Annotated in this window: 15 protein-coding genes and 1 pseudogene; 9 read left to right on the forward strand and 7 right to left on the reverse strand. The window is 71.7% G+C overall.

The window, feature by feature from the left end; genetic code table 11:
- Positions 1-70 precede the first annotated feature (70 nt).
- The 3 genes from HNR57_RS20170 to HNR57_RS20180 are packed head-to-tail and all read left to right on the forward strand — an operon-like array spanning position 71 to position 2927.
- On the forward strand, positions 71-1210 hold the full coding sequence (locus HNR57_RS20170) for a 5-(carboxyamino)imidazole ribonucleotide synthase (RefSeq protein ID WP_184561389.1): 1140 nt from the start codon (positions 71-73) through the stop codon (positions 1208-1210).
- Positions 1207-1734, forward strand: a complete 528-nt coding sequence (gene purE, locus HNR57_RS20175) for a 5-(carboxyamino)imidazole ribonucleotide mutase (RefSeq protein ID WP_106974440.1) — start codon at positions 1207-1209, stop codon at positions 1732-1734. The genes HNR57_RS20170 and purE overlap by 4 nt, the downstream gene beginning before the upstream one ends.
- 5 nt (positions 1735-1739) lie before the next feature.
- Entirely contained in the window at positions 1740-2927 is a 1188-nt protein-coding gene (locus HNR57_RS20180; RefSeq protein WP_184561390.1) for a dipeptidase, read from the forward strand.
- On the opposite strand, the pseudogene HNR57_RS20185 reads toward HNR57_RS20180, so the two are convergent.
- Positions 2867-3073: pseudogene (locus tag HNR57_RS20185) on the reverse strand (alkene reductase); the annotation flags it as partial. The gene HNR57_RS20180 and the pseudogene HNR57_RS20185 overlap by 61 nt on opposite strands.
- Before the next feature lie 154 nt (positions 3074-3227).
- Between HNR57_RS20185 and HNR57_RS20190 the strand changes: the two are divergent.
- On the forward strand, positions 3228-4358 hold the full coding sequence (locus HNR57_RS20190; RefSeq protein WP_184561391.1) for a dipeptidase: 1131 nt from the start codon (positions 3228-3230) through the stop codon (positions 4356-4358).
- A 10-nt stretch (positions 4359-4368) separates the two neighbouring features.
- On the opposite strand, the gene HNR57_RS20195 is transcribed toward HNR57_RS20190, so the two are convergent.
- The gene (locus tag HNR57_RS20195; protein WP_184561392.1) at positions 4369-4761 is read right to left on the reverse strand and encodes a VOC family protein; all 393 of its coding nucleotides are present in this window, start codon (positions 4759-4761) and stop codon (positions 4369-4371) included.
- Positions 4762-4775: 14 nt separating this feature from the next.
- Positions 4776-5147 carry a VOC family protein gene (locus HNR57_RS20200; protein WP_184561393.1) on the reverse strand — a complete coding sequence of 124 codons (372 nt, stop codon included), beginning with the start codon at positions 5145-5147 and terminating at the stop codon, positions 4776-4778.
- 116 nt (positions 5148-5263) lie between these two features.
- Between HNR57_RS20200 and HNR57_RS20205 the strand changes: the two genes are divergently transcribed.
- Complete coding sequence (locus HNR57_RS20205) at positions 5264-5770, forward strand: CGNR zinc finger domain-containing protein (RefSeq protein ID WP_184561394.1); 507 nt, start codon at positions 5264-5266, stop codon at positions 5768-5770.
- A 550-nt stretch (positions 5771-6320) separates the two neighbouring features.
- On the opposite strand, the gene HNR57_RS20210 is transcribed toward HNR57_RS20205, so the two are convergent.
- Positions 6321-7664, reverse strand: a complete 1344-nt coding sequence (locus HNR57_RS20210; RefSeq protein ID WP_184561395.1) for a UDP-glucose dehydrogenase family protein — start codon at positions 7662-7664, stop codon at positions 6321-6323.
- A 188-nt stretch (positions 7665-7852) separates the two neighbouring features.
- On the opposite strand from HNR57_RS20210, the gene HNR57_RS20215 reads away from it, so the two are divergent.
- Positions 7853-9010, forward strand: a complete 1158-nt coding sequence (locus HNR57_RS20215) for an acyl-CoA dehydrogenase family protein (protein WP_184561396.1) — start codon at positions 7853-7855, stop codon at positions 9008-9010.
- A gap of 40 nt (positions 9011-9050) precedes the next feature.
- Here HNR57_RS20215 and HNR57_RS20220 read toward each other — a convergent pair whose 3' ends face one another.
- Positions 9051-10244: a phospholipase D-like domain-containing protein gene (locus HNR57_RS20220; RefSeq protein ID WP_184561461.1), complete on the reverse strand. Its 1194-nt coding sequence runs from the start codon at positions 10242-10244 to the stop codon at positions 9051-9053.
- 253 nt (positions 10245-10497) lie between these two features.
- Between HNR57_RS20220 and HNR57_RS20225 the strand changes: the two genes are divergently transcribed.
- A complete protein-coding gene (locus HNR57_RS20225; protein ID WP_184561397.1) occupies positions 10498-10863 on the forward strand; it encodes a four-helix bundle copper-binding protein in 366 nt (121 codons plus the stop codon).
- A gap of 60 nt (positions 10864-10923) precedes the next feature.
- Here the strand turns inward: HNR57_RS20225 and HNR57_RS20230 are convergent, their stop codons facing one another.
- Positions 10924-12219, reverse strand: coding sequence for an LCP family protein (locus HNR57_RS20230; protein WP_184561398.1), 1296 nt, complete (start codon positions 12217-12219; stop codon positions 10924-10926).
- A gap of 119 nt (positions 12220-12338) precedes the next feature.
- On the opposite strand from HNR57_RS20230, the gene HNR57_RS20235 reads away from it, so the two are divergent.
- Positions 12339-12896 (forward strand): acyl-CoA thioesterase, encoded by a 558-nt coding sequence (locus tag HNR57_RS20235; protein ID WP_184561399.1) that lies wholly within the window; start codon positions 12339-12341, stop codon positions 12894-12896.
- 7 nt (positions 12897-12903) lie between these two features.
- Here HNR57_RS20235 and HNR57_RS20240 read toward each other — a convergent pair whose 3' ends face one another.
- Positions 12904-14382: an LCP family protein gene (locus HNR57_RS20240; RefSeq protein WP_184561400.1), complete on the reverse strand. Its 1479-nt coding sequence runs from the start codon at positions 14380-14382 to the stop codon at positions 12904-12906.
- A 127-nt stretch (positions 14383-14509) separates the two neighbouring features.
- On the opposite strand from HNR57_RS20240, the gene HNR57_RS20245 reads away from it, so the two are divergent.
- Positions 14510-15547 (forward strand): glycosyltransferase family 2 protein, encoded by a 1038-nt coding sequence (locus HNR57_RS20245; protein ID WP_184561401.1) that lies wholly within the window; start codon positions 14510-14512, stop codon positions 15545-15547.
- Positions 15548-15558: the final 11 nt, after the last annotated feature.

Below are 15558 nucleotides of genomic sequence, written 5' to 3' on the forward strand. Positions count from 1 at the left end.
GAGATGGTCCGGGCGGCCCCGGGGAGGGACGGGAAACCGGCCACTCCGGCTCGGCCATTACCCTGGGGGAGTGACGTTCCCGGTAGTCGGCATGGTCGGCGGTGGCCAGCTCGCTCGTATGACACACGAGGCGGGCATCCCGCTGGGCATCAGGTTCAAGCTCCTCAGTGACACCCCGCAGGACTCCGCTGCGCAGGTCGTGAGCGATGTCGTCATCGGCGACTATCGCGACCTCGACACGCTGCGCGAGTTCGCCCGTGGGTGCGATGTGATCACCTTCGATCACGAACACGTGCCCACCGAGCACCTCAGGGCTCTGGAGGCGGACGGCATCCCCGTGCGCCCCGGCCCCGACGCGCTCGTGCACGCCCAGGACAAGGGGGTGATGCGCGCGAAGCTCGACGCGATCGGCGTTCCCTGCCCCCGGCACCGGATCGTCTCCGATCCGCAGGACGTGGCCGCGTTCGCGGCCGAGGGCGACGGATTCCCGGTCGTCCTCAAGACCGTCCGCGGTGGCTACGACGGCAAGGGCGTGTGGGTCGTCGACTCCGTCGAGGAGGCAGCCGACCCGTTCAAGGCCGGAGTCCCGGTGCTCGCCGAGGAGAAGGTCGACTTCCTCCGCGAGCTCGCCGCCAACGTCGTCCGCTCCCCGCACGGCCAGGCCGTCGCCTACCCGGTGGTCGAGTCCCGCCAGGTCAACGGGGTCTGCGACACGGTCATCGCCCCGGCCCCCGGCCTCGACGAGGGCCTCGCGGTCCGGGCCTCGGAGATGGCCCTGAACATCGCCAAGGAGCTCGACGTCGTCGGGCACCTCGCCGTCGAGCTGTTCCAGACCCGCGACGGCCGGATCCTCGTCAACGAGCTCGCGATGCGCCCGCACAACTCCGGCCACTGGTCGATGGACGGCGCCGTCACCAGCCAGTTCGCCAACCACGTCCGCGCGGTCCTCGACCTGCCCCTCGGCGACCCGCGCCCGCGCGCCGGGTGGACGGTCATGGTCAACGTCCTCGGCGGCGACTACCCCGACATGTACTCCGCGTACCTGCACTGCATGGCCCGCGACCCCCAGCTCAAGATCCACATGTACGGCAAGGACGTGAAGCCCGGCCGCAAGGTCGGTCACGTCAACACCTACGGCGACGACCTGGACGACGTGCTGGAGCGCGCCCGTCACGCAGCCGGCTACCTGAGAGGCACCATCACCGAATGAGCCCTGTTGTTGGCATCGTCATGGGGTCGGACTCCGACTGGCCCGTCATGGAGGCCGCCGCCAAGGCCCTCGACGAGTTCGAGATCGCCTACGAGGTCGACGTCGTCTCCGCGCACCGCATGCCGCGCGAGATGGTCGCCTACGGCGAGCAGGCCGACGCCCGCGGGCTCAAGGTGATCATCGCCGGGGCGGGCGGCGCCGCCCACCTGCCCGGCATGCTCGCCTCCGTGACCCCGCTGCCGGTCATCGGCGTGCCCGTGCCGCTGAAGTACCTCGACGGCATGGACAGCCTCCTGTCCATCGTGCAGATGCCGGCCGGTGTCCCCGTCGCCACGGTCTCCGTCGCCGGGGCCCGCAACGCCGGTCTGCTCGCGGCCCGCATCCTCGCCGCGCACGACGAGGAACTGCGCGGCCGCATGCGCGAGTTCCAGCAGGAGCTCAACGACCAGGCCACCGAGAAGGGCAAGCGCCTGCGCTCCAAGGTCGAGGGCGCGGGCGGGTTCGGCTTCGGCGCCGGGAAGTGACGACGGTGACCTCCCTGGAGGCGGCCCGGGAACTCCTGAGCGAGTTCCCGGTCGTCGACGGCCACAACGACCTGCCCTGGGCGCTGCGCTCGCAGGTCCGCTACGACCTCGACGCGCGGGACATCGCCGCCGACCAGAGCGCCCACCTGCACACCGACATCCCCCGGCTGCGCGCGGGCGGGGTCGGCGCGCAGTACTGGTCGGTGTACGTCCGCACGGACTCGCCCGACCCGGTCGCCGCCACGCTCGAACAGATCGACTGCGTACGGCAGTTGCTGGCGCGTCACCCCGGGGACCTGCACCCGGCGCTCACCGCCGCCGACATGGAGGCCGCGCGCGGGGAGGGCCGCATCGCCTCGCTCATGGGGGCGGAGGGCGGCCACTCCATCGCCAACTCCCTGGGCACCCTGCGCGGTCTGTACGGCCTCGGCGTGCGGTACATGACCCTCACCCACAACGACAACGTGGACTGGGCGGACTCCGCGACCGACGAGCCGAAGGCCGGCGGCCTCACCGCGTTCGGCCGCGAGGTCGTCCGGGAGATGAACCGGCTCGGCATGCTCGTCGACCTCTCGCACGTGGCCGCGACGACCATGCGGGACGCGCTCGACGCGAGCTCGGCCCCGGTGATCTTCTCCCACTCCTCCGCACGGGCCGTGTGCGACCACCCGCGCAACGTCCCGGACGACGTCCTGGAACGGCTGCCCGCCAACGGCGGCGTCGCGATGGTGACGTTCGTGCCGAAGTTCGTGCTCCAGGCGGCGGTCGACTGGACGGCCGCGGCCGACGAGAACATGCGCGCCCACGGCTTCCACCCCCTCGACACGACCGCGGAGGCCATGAAGGTCCACCGCGCCTTCGAGGAGCGGCGGCCGCGCCCGCTCGCGACGGTGGCGACGGTCGCCGACCACCTGGACCACATGCGCGAGGCGGCCGGCATCGACCACGTCGGCATCGGCGGCGACTACGACGGCACGGCCTTCACCCCCGAGGGCCTCGCGGACGTCTCCGGCTACCCGAACCTCCTCGCGGAACTGCTCGACCGCGGCTGGTCCAAGGCCGATCTGGCCAAGCTGACCTGGAAGAACGCGGTCCGGGTCCTGGACGCGGCACAGGACGTGGCCCGGGGGCTTCAGGCGACGCGGCCGCCGTCCAACGCCACGATCGAGTCGCTGGACGCACCCGCCGGCTGATCGTCGAGGGCGGGGTAGTCGGTGTAGCCGGCCGCCCCGCCCACGTACATGAAATACCGGTCGCGCGGCTCGTTGAGCGGCGCTCCGAGCCGTAGCCGGGTCACCAGGTCGGGGTTGGCCAGGAAGGGCCTGCCCAGGGCGATCAGGACACCCTGGACGAGGTCATCGAGGCGGTCCGGCTGCCCTGAGAGCACCTGCGCGCCCGGCCGGATCCGTACTCCGAACGCCCCGCCCACCAGGAACCGCATCCCGCTCCGTGTGACGGTGACCGTACCTCACGAACGACCGTACGGAGCCGCCATGGCAGACCTCCAGGACGACCTGCGCCCCACCGCCGCGGCCGACTTCGACGAGCCGGCCGCGCTGTTCCCCGACGAGGGCATCGTCACGGCGGAGTTCTACGAGCCCGTCTCCGACCCGGACGGCGCGCCCATGACCCGGGCCCGTGCCATCCTCGCCGCGCACCCCGTCGCCGACGGCTACAACGGACTGCCCTGGGCGCTCAAGCGTCTGCCCTGGTACGACTTGGAGGAGGGCGAGAGCACCGTCGACACGGATGTGCCCCGGCTGCGCAGCGGCCATGTGGGTGCCCTGTTCTGGTCGCTGCGCCTGCCCGAGGGCCTCGACGGCGACCGGGCCGTCGGCGCCACCCTGGAGCAGCTGGACCTGGCCAAGACCGTCGTCCGGAGCTGCGAGGAGGGCCTGCGGCCGGCCTGCACGGCCGGGCAGGTCGCGGACGCCCGCAACCGCGGCCGCGTCGCCGTGCTCCTCGGCCCCGCCGGGGCCCCCGCCCTCGGTGACTCGCTCGGCATCCTGCGCCAGCTGCACCTGCTCGGCCTGCGCGTCCTCACGCTGACCGGGGTGTCCTGGGCCGGCGACGCGGGGCTGACCCGGTTCGGCGAGGAGGTCGTGCGCGAGATGAACCGCCTCGGCGTGATCGCCGACCTCTCCGGTGCCTCCGCCCCGACCGTCCGCCGCGTCCTGAGCCTGTCCCGGGCGCCCGTGCTGTTCAGCCGCTCCGCCGCCCGCACTCTGCGCCCCCATCCGGCGAACCTCCCCGACGACCTGCTGGCGGAGCTGGGCGCGGCCAAGGGGCTGTGCCTGGTGCCGCTCACCGCCGAGCAGACCGGTCCCACCGTCCGCGACGTCGCCGACCATCTCGACCACATCCGCGCCGTGGCGGGGGCGCACTGCGTCGGGCTGTCCGGCACCTACGACTCCGGCGCCGCCCACCCGCAGGAGCTCGGCGACACCTCCTGCTACCCGCGGCTGATCGCCGAGCTGCTGCGACGCGGCTGGGACGAAGCCGACGTGGCCCTGCTGACCTGGAACAACGTCCAGCGCGTGCTGCGCGGCGCCGACTTCACGGCCCGGGCCGCACAGCAGCGCCGCGAAGCGTCGACGGCGACGATCTCGGAGCTGGACACCTAGGGGCTTCTGATCAGCCGGACTCGATCCGGCACAGGCAGAACGGGTGTCCCGCCGGGTCGGCGTAGACGCGGAAGTCCTTCTTCACGTCGTCCTCCTTGTCCAGCACCCGTGCGCCCAGCGCCAGCACCCGCTCCTCGGCCGCGTCGATCTCGTCCCAGGTCGACCCGGCGTCGAAGTCCAGGTGGAACTGCTGGGAGTTGCGGTCCTCCCGCGGCCACTCCGGCGGGGTGTGGCCGGGGGAACGCTGGAAGGCCAGCCGGGGCCCGCCGGGGACGCGGAGCACCACCCAGTCGGGGTCGGCGTCCTCCGGCGTGCCGCCGCCGACCCGCGCGTAGAAGCGGGCCAGCTCGCGGGGGTCGGGGCAGTCGACTACGACGGAACGGAAACGTGCCACGGCGGACATGGGGCCTCCGGAGGTCAGCAGGCGCAGAGGCAGAACGGGTGCCCGGCCGGGTCGGCGTAAACCCGGAAGCTCCGCTCCCGGTCCTCGGCGTCCAGCGGCTTCGCCCCGAGCGCCAGCAAGCCCTTCTCGGCCGCGTCCAGATCCTCCACCACGAGGTCGAGGTGGAACTGCTGCGCGCCGTCCGGGGACGGCCACGTCGGAGGCACGTACCCGGGGGAGGACTGGAAGGCCAGCGGCGTGCCGCCCGGCACCTTCAGATCGACCCACTCCTCCTCCCCGTCGGTCTCCACCGTCGGCGTGCCGCCCAGCACCTCGGCGTAGAAACCGGCCAGCGCGCGCGGGTCCGGACAGTCCAGGACGACGACACCCAACTTGGCGAGAGTCATGACTTCCTCCTTGAAGCCGCCGTTACCCACAGAGGTGGGCAACCAGTAACCGTTACTGCATGCTCCCCCATAGGAGGTAACCTCGCAAGGGAAATCGCGAGAGGTACGGTCCAGCCATGACGGAGAGATCGCCCGCGCCCGGCGGCCTGGCCCTGGTCGAGGCCCTGGTGAACACGCTGGACCTGGAGTCCGGCGCCGACGCGCTGGACACCCCCGAGGGGCGGGCGCGCCTCGGCATCACCGCGGACGGGACGGACCGGGCCCGCACCCTGCGCGAGTCGCTGCGCGCGACCCTCCTCGCCCACGCCGGCCACCCGCCGCACCACGAGGTCACCCCCCTCGGCGCGCTCCTGGCCGAGGCCCCGCTCCTCGTCACGGTCGACGCGGCGGACGGCTCGGCCGCCCTCGCCCCCGCCGACGACCGCTCCCTGCACGCACGCGTGGCCACCGCCGTCGCCGAGGCCCTGGTCGCCGGCACCTGGACCCGCCTCAAGGCCTGCGAGGCCGCCGATTGCCACTGGGCCTACTACGACCGCAGCCCGGCCGGCCGCGGCCGCTGGTGCTCCATGCAGGTCTGCGGGGCCCGCGCCAAGATGCGCCGCTACCGGGCCAAGGAGACATAGGAGGCTTCCGGCGGACCAGCGGCGCGGCGACCGCCCGGCACATGCTCGGGCCGTCGCGCCTGCGTTCGTGCCGTCGCCCGTGGGCTCCGGCGGACCGCCGGTCTGCGCTCGTGCATCCGCCCGGCACGCCCACCGGCCGCAGCCGGTCCGCGTTCCCGCCGCTGCCCGGCACGCGCTCCGGCGGACCGCCGGCCTGTGTTCCTGCGCCACCCGACACGCGCTCGGGCCGCAGCCGGTCTGCGCTCGTGCCGCCGCCCGGCACGCCCTCCGGCCGCGGCCGGTCCGCTTCCCGCCGCCGCCCGGCACGCGCTCGCCGCGCCACCGCACTCGCCGCGCAGCGGACGAAAGACGAGGTGGCTCCCCTACAGGACACTCCGGCGGCCCGCCGGGAGCCCGTGCCGGACGCCGCCGCTCCTTCCAGGGAGCTCCGCCGGAAGCCCTGTGCCCGCCCCGCCGCACGGCCCGGTGGTGCAGAATGCACGATGACGCCGGTTCGGCCGACTGAGCCTCGGCCGAACCGGCGTCACCTGTCTCCGCGTCCCTCGCGCGCTCAGGCCTTCGGACGCCCCATCGCCCGGTACGTCCAGCCGGCCTTGCGCCAGCGCTCCGGGTCGAGGGCGTTGCGCCCGTCCAGGATGAGGCGGGCCGCCGCGACCTCGCCGAGCGCCTCGGCGTCCAGCTCGCGGAACTCCCGCCACTCCGTCAGGTGCAGCACGATGTCGGCCCCGCGCACGGCGTCCAGCGCCGAGTCGGCGTAGCCGAGCGTCGGGAACACACCGCGGGCGTTGTCCATGCCCTTCGGGTCGTAGACCGTGACCTGGCCGCCCTGGAGGTGGATCTGCCCGGCGACGTTCAGCGCGGGGGAGTCCCGCACGTCGTCCGAGTCGGGCTTGAAGGTCGCGCCCAGCACCGCTACCCGCTTGCCCAGGAACGGCCCGCCGCCCAGCGCCTGCCGGGCCAGCTCCACCATCTGCCCGCGCTGGCGCATGTTGATCGAGTCGATCTCCCGCAGGAACGTCAGCGCCTGGTCCGCGCCCAGCTCACCGGCGCGCGCCATGAACGCCCGGATGTCCTTCGGCAGGCACCCGCCGCCGAAGCCGATCCCGGCCCGCAGGAACTTCTTGCCGATCCGGTCGTCGTAGCCGATGGCCTCGGCCAGCTTCGCGACGTCACCGCCCGCGGCCTCGCACACCTCCGCCATCGCGTTGATGAACGAGATCTTCGTGGCGAGGAAGGAGTTCGCGGAGGTCTTCACCAGCTCCGAGGTCGGGAAGTCCGTGACCACGAACGGCGAACCCTCGGCGATCGGCGTGGCGTACACCTCCCGCAGCAGCTTCTCGGCCCGCTCACTGCGCACCCCCACCACGAGACGGTCGGGGTGCAGCGTGTCGTCCACGGCGAAGCCCTCGCGCAGGAACTCCGGGTTCCATGCCAGCTCGGCGTCCTCGCCCGCGGGCGCGTGCGCGGCCAGGTAGGCCGCGAGGCGGTCCGCGGAGCCGACCGGCACGGTCGACTTGCCGACCACCAGCGCCGGGCCGTGCAGATGCGGGGCCAGCGAGGCGATCGCGGAGTCGACGTAGCTCATGTCGCAGGCGTACTCGCCGTGCCGCTGCGGGGTGTTCACACAGACGAAGTGCACATCGCCGAAGGCACCGATCTCGGCCCAGTCCTGGGTGAAGCGCAGCCGGCCGCTGGAGCCGTCGATGCCGGCGACGTGCTTGCGCAGCAGGTCCTCGAGCCCCGGCTCGTACATCGGGGCCTCGGCCCGCTCCAGCTTCTCGATCTTCTCGCGCACGACGTCGAGGGCGAGCACCTCGAAGCCCAGCTCGGCCATGGCCGCCGCGTGTGTCGCGCCGAGATAACCGGTGCCGATCACGGTGATCTTCAGGGCCATGGGTGCTCCAGGGGTCTACGGCATGCGGTGCGCGCCCGAGCATAGCCGGGGCATGGCGGCGCCCTTCACTGGGCAACTTCTCGGCTGTCGCCTAGCTCACGTATCCCTCCGGTGGGCGACCCCATAAACTTTTGATTACTTAACGGTAGTTAGCGCCACCATCGCAGCGTTTTGGAGCGTGAGAGACCTTGGCCGGATCGGCTGACTTCGACCTGTACCGCCCGTCCGAGGAGCACGACATGCTCCGTGACGCCGTCCGCTCACTGGCCGAGGCGAAGATCGCGCCGCACGCCGCCGCGGTGGACGAGGAGGCCCGCTTCCCGCAGGAGGCCCTCCAGGCGCTGGTTGCGAACGACCTGCACGCCGTGCACGTACCCGAGGAGTACGGCGGCTCCGGCGCCGACGCGCTGGCCACCGTCATAGTGATCGAAGAGGTCGCCCGGGTCTGCGCCTCCTCCTCCCTCATCCCGGCCGTCAACAAGCTGGGCTCGCTGCCGGTGATCCTCTCCGGCTCCGAGGACCTGAAGAAGAAGTACATGACCCCGCTCGCCAAGGGCGACGGCATGTTCTCCTACTGCCTCTCCGAGCCGGACGCCGGCTCCGACGCGGCCGGCATGAAGACCAAGGCCGTCCGCGACGGCGACTTCTGGGTCCTCAACGGCGTGAAGCGCTGGATCACCAACGCGGGTGAGTCCGAGTACTACACGGTGATGGCCGTCACCGACCCCGCCAAGCGCTCCAAGGGCATCTCCGCCTTCGTCGTCGAGAAGTCCGACGAGGGCGTCTCCTTCGGCGCGCCGGAGAAGAAGCTCGGCATCAAGGGCTCCCCGACCCGCGAGGTCTACCTCGACAACGTCCGCATCCCCGCCGACCGCATGATCGGCGAGGAGGGCACCGGCTTCGCCACGGCGATGAAGACCCTCGACCACACCCGCATCACCATCGCCGCCCAGGCCCTCGGCATCGCCCAGGGCGCCCTCGACTACGCCAAGGGCTACGTCCAGGAGCGCAAGCAGTTCGGCAAGCCGATCGCCGACTTCCAGGGCATCCAGTTCATGCTCGCCGACATGGCCATGAAGATCTCGGCCGCCCGTGCCCTGACCTACCAGGCCGCCGCCGCCTCCCAGCGCGTCGACGCCGACCTCACCTACCTGGGCGCCGCCGCCAAGTGCTTCGCCTCGGACGTGGCGATGGAGGTCACGACGGACGCGGTCCAGCTCCTCGGTGGATACGGCTACACCCGCGACTACCCGGTGGAGCGCATGATGCGCGACGCCAAGATCACGCAGATCTACGAAGGCACCAACCAGGTCCAGCGCATCGTCATGGCGCGCAACCTGCCGTAGCCCCGCCTCCGGGGGCCGGACGCACCGGCCCCCGGCGTTCTCACAGGAAGCGCCGGATCGGGGTCACCGCGGCCTCGGCGAGGCGCATGGGCAGGGGCCGCCGCTTCCAGCGGCAGGGGTCGATCGGCTCGCTCCGCTTCCGGTCGGCATCGAAGTCGGCGTCGAGCTCCGCCGTGAAGTCCTCGTCCAGGACGGCCAGGACGACCTCCTCGTCGTGCTCCATGGAGCGGCGGTTGAAGTTGGTGGAGCCGATGAGCGAGCAGACCCCGTCCACCGTGATGATCTTCGTGTGGAGCATGGTCGGCTGGTACTCCCGCACGTCCACACCGGCGTCGACCAGCGTCTGGTAGTGCTGCCGCCCGGCCAGCAGGCACGCCCGCTGATCGGTGTGCGGGCCGGGCAGCAGGATCTCGACCCGGACCCCGCGGCGGGCCGCCGCGGCCAACAGGTCGATGAAGTAGGTGTCGGGGGCGAAGTAGGCCGTCGCCAGCCGCAGGCGTTCCTGCGCCGAGGTGATCAGGACCCGCAGGACCGTCTGCATGTCCTGCCAGCCGAAGGCGGCCGAGCCCCGCACGACCTGGACCGTGGCCCGGCCCGGCTGCTCCTGGGCGGTGAAGCGGTCGTGCTCGTCGTAGAGGTCGTCGTGGCACTCGGCCCAGTTCTGGGCGAAGGCCGCGGCGATGCCGTCCACCGCGGGGCCGCGGACCTGGACGTGGGTGTCGCGCCACTCGTCCGGGTTCCGCGCGTCGCCGCACCACTCCTCCGCGATGCCCACGCCACCGGTGAAGGCGGTGTGCTCGTCGGTGACCAGCACCTTGCGGTGGCAGCGGTGGTTCTGCCGCATCGGCGACAGGCGCGTGGGTCTGCGGAACCAGGCCACCTGGACGCCGGCCTCGTCCATGGCGTCCAGCAGGTCCCGCTCTATCTCCTTCGCCCCGAAGCCGTCCAGCAGCAGCCGCACCCGGACACCCGCGCGGGCCCGCTCGGCCAGGGCCGCGGCGAACTCGTGGGCGACCTCGCCGCGCCAGTACACGAACGTCATCATGTCGACGGTGTGCTCCGCGGCCCGGATGGCCGCCAGCATCGCCGGGAAGATCTCGTCGCCGTTGCGCAACGGCACGAGCTCGTTGCCCTCGGTCGCGGCGATGCCGAGCAGCCGCTCCAGCCGTCTGCGCAGCCGCTGCTTCTGCTCCTCGGGGTCTCTCGGAGCCGAAGTCCGCGGTTCGTCGTACATCTGCTGTGTCATGTGTGGGTCTCCCCCCTGCACGGTTTCCGGCCGCCCCGCCCTCGCGCGCGCCGGGCCCCGGCGCGCCTGCAACCCCTTTTTGCCGCTGCCGGAGCTTTCACGCAGGGCCCGCTGAGTCGTGCCTCACAAACGGAACGGATCACACTCGGGCGGCTCCGCCCTGTGGTGCTCATGGGGCCGGAGGCGTAGGACGAGAGGAGCGGGCGCCGATCGGCGGCTCCCGCCTCCCCGGGAGGACGTCATGACCCAGCAACCAGCCACCACCACGCCGCTGAGCCAGGAGATGCAGGACTGCGTCCAGGCGTGCATGACCTGCCACAGCGTGTGCGAGGAGACCATGAGCTCCTGTCTGCAGATGGGCGGTCCGGCCCAGATGCAGATCATGCGCACGGTCATGGACTGCGCCGAGATGACGCGCATGTGCGCCGACATGATGATGCGCCGCTCGCCCCTCATGGCCGAGATGTGCGCGATGTGCGCCCGGGCCTGTGACATGTGCGCCGAGGCGTGTATGTCCATGCCGGAGGACGCGCAGATGATGCGCTGCGCCGAGGCATGCCGCCGCTGTGCCGAGATGTGCCGCTCGATGTCGGCCGCCTCGATGTGAGCACCGCCTCACGACGAAGGGGGCACCCGCCCGGGTGCCCCCTTCGTGCTGTCTGCCCGCTCAGTTGCCCGAGACGGTGACCGGCTCGTCGTTCTTCAGCTCGTTCACCAGGGTCTTCACCTTCGCGGTGTTCCACTGGAGATTGCCGTTGGGGGAGTTGCCCGCGATCGGCATGTTCATCGACTTGCCCTCGCCGCCGCTGACGCCCTTCATCGCCCAGAACATGGACGCCAGGTCGAACAGGCTCATGTCCTCGTCGACCACGAGGGTGTCCAGGCCGGCGCTCATGGTCGGGTACAGCTTGAAGGGGTTCAGCACCGTGCCCGGGGTGGCGACCTGGTTGGCCAGGGCCGACAGGAACTTCTGCTGGTTCTTCGTGCGGTCCAGGTCGGAGCCCTTGAGGGCGTAGCGGGTGCGGACGAAGGCGAGGGCCTGCTCGCCGTTGAGGGTCTGCTCGCCCTTCTTGAGGTCCGCGCCGGACTTGGTGTCCTTGATGTCCTGCGGGATGTTCATCTCGACGCCGCCGACGGCGTCCACGATGTTCGCGAAGCCGGCGAAACCGATCTCCACGTAGTGGTCGATGCGCAGGCCCGTGTTGGCCTCCACGGTGCGGACCAGCAGCTCCGGGCCGTCCTCGGCGTAGGCCGCGTTCAGCTTCGTCTGGCGGCCGGTGCCCGGGTAGAACTTGCCGGAGTCGGAGCCCTTGAACGACGGGATCGTGACGTTCGAGTCGCGGGGCAGCGAGATCAGGGTCGGGGCGCCGCCGCCGGTGTGCAGGATCATCATCGAGTCCGTGCGCTTGCCCTCGGCGGACCCGGTGTGCAGCTTCTTCTTCTCCTCGGCCGACATGCCCTTGCGGCTGTCGGAGCCGACGATCAGGTAGTTCGTGCCCTCGCCCGCCTCCGGACGGTCGATGACCTTCGACAGGTCGACGTCGCGGTTGAGCTTGGAGTCGGCCCAGAAGTACGTGCCGACGCTCGTCACGACCAGCAGCGTCACCAGCGTGATGGCCGTCACCTTGATGCGGCGGCGCCAGTTCGGCGCGGGCCGCGGCTCGTACCTGCCGTCGCCCGGACCGCCGGGGCCTCTGCCGCCGGGGGAGCCGTAGACCTGGCCGGTGTTGTAGCCGCTGTCGTACGGGTCGCCGTGGCCGCCGCCGTCGACGTACGACGGCTGCGGGGGCACTCCGCCGCCGTACGCCGGGGCGCCGCCGTATCCCGCCTGCCCGGGCGATGCCGCCGGACCGCGGCGGACCTGCCGCATGACACGGGCGCTCTCGGGCTGCGCGCTCGAGCTGCCGCGTCCGTATCGGCTGCCGCGGTTGTCGCCGGAAAATCCCTCGGGCCAGTCATTCATGCGCCCCAGTGTGCAGGTCCACGTAGTGCGCCATACAAGAGTCGTCGGAAAATCAGAGCACGGCTGTGGCGAAGCTGACACAAATCCCCCTCATACCGCGTCGGCATAAGGTAGGGGCCATGACAGACCAGGCCCCAGCTGCGGATTCCGGCAGTCCGGAAATCCCGGGCAAGCCGACTTCGGCGTCCCGCACCACCCTCAGCCACATCATGACCCACAACGACACGAACCTTCTGGGGACCGTGCACGGCGGGGTGATCATGAAGCTGGTCGACGACGCGGCGGGAGCCGTGGCCGGACGTCACTCCGGCGGCCCGGCGGTCACCGCGTCCATGGACGAGATGGCGTTCCTTGAGCCGGTCCGCGTCGGTGACCTGGTGCACGTCAAGGCGCAGGTGAACTGGACCGGCCGCACGTCCATGGAGGTCGGCGTCCGGGTCCTGGCCGAACGCTGGAACGAGTCCGCCCCGCCCACGCAGGTCGGCTCGGCGTACCTCGTCTTCGCCGCCGTCGACGCCGACGGCAAGCCCCGCCGGGTCCCGCCGGTCCTCCCGGAGACCGAGCGCGACAAGCGCCGCTATCAGGAGGCCCAGATCCGCCGCACCCACCGCCTGGCCCGGCGCCGGGCGATCATGGACCTGCGGGAGAAGCGGGCGGCCGAGGGGTTCGAGGACTGACGCGCGCCTACGAGCACGCCACCTCGTCGCCCTGCACCACCCCGAACTCGCCCTGACCCGGGTCCTCGGCCCGCACCTTCCGCACGCGTTCGAAGTCCGCTCCGGCGATCACCTTCAGGGTCGGGCCCAGGCCCTTGACCACCCGGAGCTCACTGCCCGGCAGAGCCGCCGCGAGGGACTTCGCGGAGCGGTCCCATCGGGGGTCGTGGGCGACGATCGTGCGCCTGACATCGCGGGAGGCGGAGCTCACCGGGGCCTTGGTCGTGCGGAAGCCGGTCGACGCCAGGGCCGCGTCCACCCGGCGGCCCAGGCCGGCCGTGCGCGTGCCGTTCTCCACCTGGACGCGGATCTGCTGCGGGGCGACCGGGACGATCCGGGCCGCACCGCGCGACCGGTGCACCGACAGCGGCTGGTCCTGGCGCAGGGCGTGGAAGAGCCGCTCGGACTTCTCGGGGTCCCACTTCAGCGTGGAGCCGACGCCCTTCACGGCGTAGCCCATCCGCCCGATCGGAACGGTCGTGAACTCCGAGGAGGAGGGGGAGAAGTTCCGCATGGCGCGGCCCAGCTCCAGCATCTCGTCCGTGCCGAAGCCCTTGTCGGCCCGGACCGAGCCGAGTACCGCCCGCGTCACGTCCCGGAACTTCATCGGGTTGAGCAGGATCCCGGACGAGGTGAGCCGTTCCACGAGCGCCGCCATGAAGCGCTGCTGCCGCTTCATACGGCCGAGGTCGGACGCCCCGTCGACGTGGCGGGCGCGGACGAACTGGAGCGCCTGCCCGCCCGCGAGCGTGTGCCGCCCGGCCGGGAGGTTCAGGCCGGTGTAGCTGTCCTTCAGGGGATCGGCGGTGCAGATCGGCACGCCCCCGACCACGTCCACCGTCTTCATGAAGCTGGTGAAGTCGACCTCCACGTAGTGGTCGATCTTCACCTTCGTCATGTTCTCGACCGTGCGGACGGTCAGCTGCGGCCCGCCCTCGGCGTACGCGGCGTTCAGCTTGACCGGGTGCCCGTGGTGCCGCTTGCCCGAGACCCGGTCGACGTGCGCCGGCATCACCGCGTACGAGTCGCGCGGCAGGCTCACCACGCTCGCCCGTTTCCGGTCCCCGGAGATGTGCACGATCATGATCGTGTCGGTGCAGTGGCAGGGGGCCCCGCCCAGCCGGTACTTGTGGCGCTCCGCCTTGCTGATCTTCTCTCGGCCGTCGGTGCCGACCAGCAGGATGTTCATGCCGTGGCCCGCCTGCGGGCGGTTCTTCATGTCCTTGAAGGGGTCGACCCGGGTGATGTCCGCGTCCAGGCTGGTCATCACCGCGTGCCCGATGCCGGCGGAGGCGAGGACCACCACGGACAGCGTGGTGACCGCCCGCATGCCCCAGCGCGGCCGCCGCGCGACTGGTGCCGGCCTGCGCGGAGCACCGCGGGGGGTGGGGGGCTGCGGGCGGCGGGGAGCGGCGGTGGACCGAGGGGACCGCGGCGGCGTGGGCATGGGGCACCTCCGGGACGACGGCCGTACGTGGGATCCGTGAAACCGTAGGCCGATACGATCTGCGGCCTGCGCCACCGCCCCGGCGGCGCGCACCGGTGTCCCCCGTTCGCGGTAACGTGAGCCCCCTATGAACGCCAATCCCGACGTGCGGCACCCCGCCGTTTCCGTGATCATGCCCGTCCTCAACGAGGAGCGGCATCTGCGGGGAGCAGTCCAAGCGATCCTCGCGCAGGAGTACGCCGGCGAGATGGAGGTCGTGATCGCCCTCGGTCCGTCCACGGACCGCACGGACGAGATCGCCGCCGAGCTCGTGGCAGAAGACGCGCGCATCCACACCGTCCCCAACCCCACCGGCCGTACGCCCGCGGCGCTGAACGCGGCGATCAACGCCTCCCGGCATCCGATCGTCGTCCGCGTCGACGGGCACGGCATGCTCTCGCCGAACTACATCGCGACCGCCGTGCGGCTCCTGGAGGAGACCGGCGCGCAGAACGTCGGCGGCATCATGCACGCCGAGGGCGAGAACGACTGGGAGCACGCGGTCGCCGCCGCGATGACCTCGAAGATCGGGGTCGGCAACGCCGCCTTCCACACCGGTGGTCAGGCGGGCCCGGCCGAGACCGTCTATCTGGGGGTGTTCCGGCGCGAGGCGCTGGAGCGGCAGGGCGGCTACAACGTGGAGTTCATCCGCGCCCAGGACTGGGAGCTGAACTTCCGCATCCGGGAGGCCGGCGGGCTGATCTGGTTCTCGCCCGAGCTGAAGGTGTCGTACCGGCCGCGGCCGAGCGTGAAGGCGCTCGCCAAGCAGTACAAGGACTACGGCCGCTGGCGGCACGTGGTGGCCCGCTTCCACGAGGGCTCGATCAACCTGCGCTACCTCGCCCCGCCGACCGCCGTGTGCGCGATCGGGGCCGGGATCCTGGTGGGCGCGCTGCTGACCCCGTGGGGCTTCCTGGTGCCCGGCGGTTATCTCGCGGCGATCCTGCTCGGCTCGCTCCCGGCGGGCAAGGGCCTGCCGCTGAAGGCGCGACTGCAGATTCCCGTGGCGCTGGCCACGATGCACATGTCGTGGGGCTGGGGCTTCCTGACCAGCCCGCGGACGCTGGCGAAGAAGGTCATCGCTTCCCGGCGCCCCGCGGTGCGCGCCGACGCCGCCGCGAGCTGACCCGACGCGGC

This window comes from Streptomyces paradoxus, assembly GCF_014202475.1.
Classification (GTDB): domain Bacteria; phylum Actinomycetota; class Actinomycetes; order Streptomycetales; family Streptomycetaceae; genus Streptomyces; species Streptomyces paradoxus.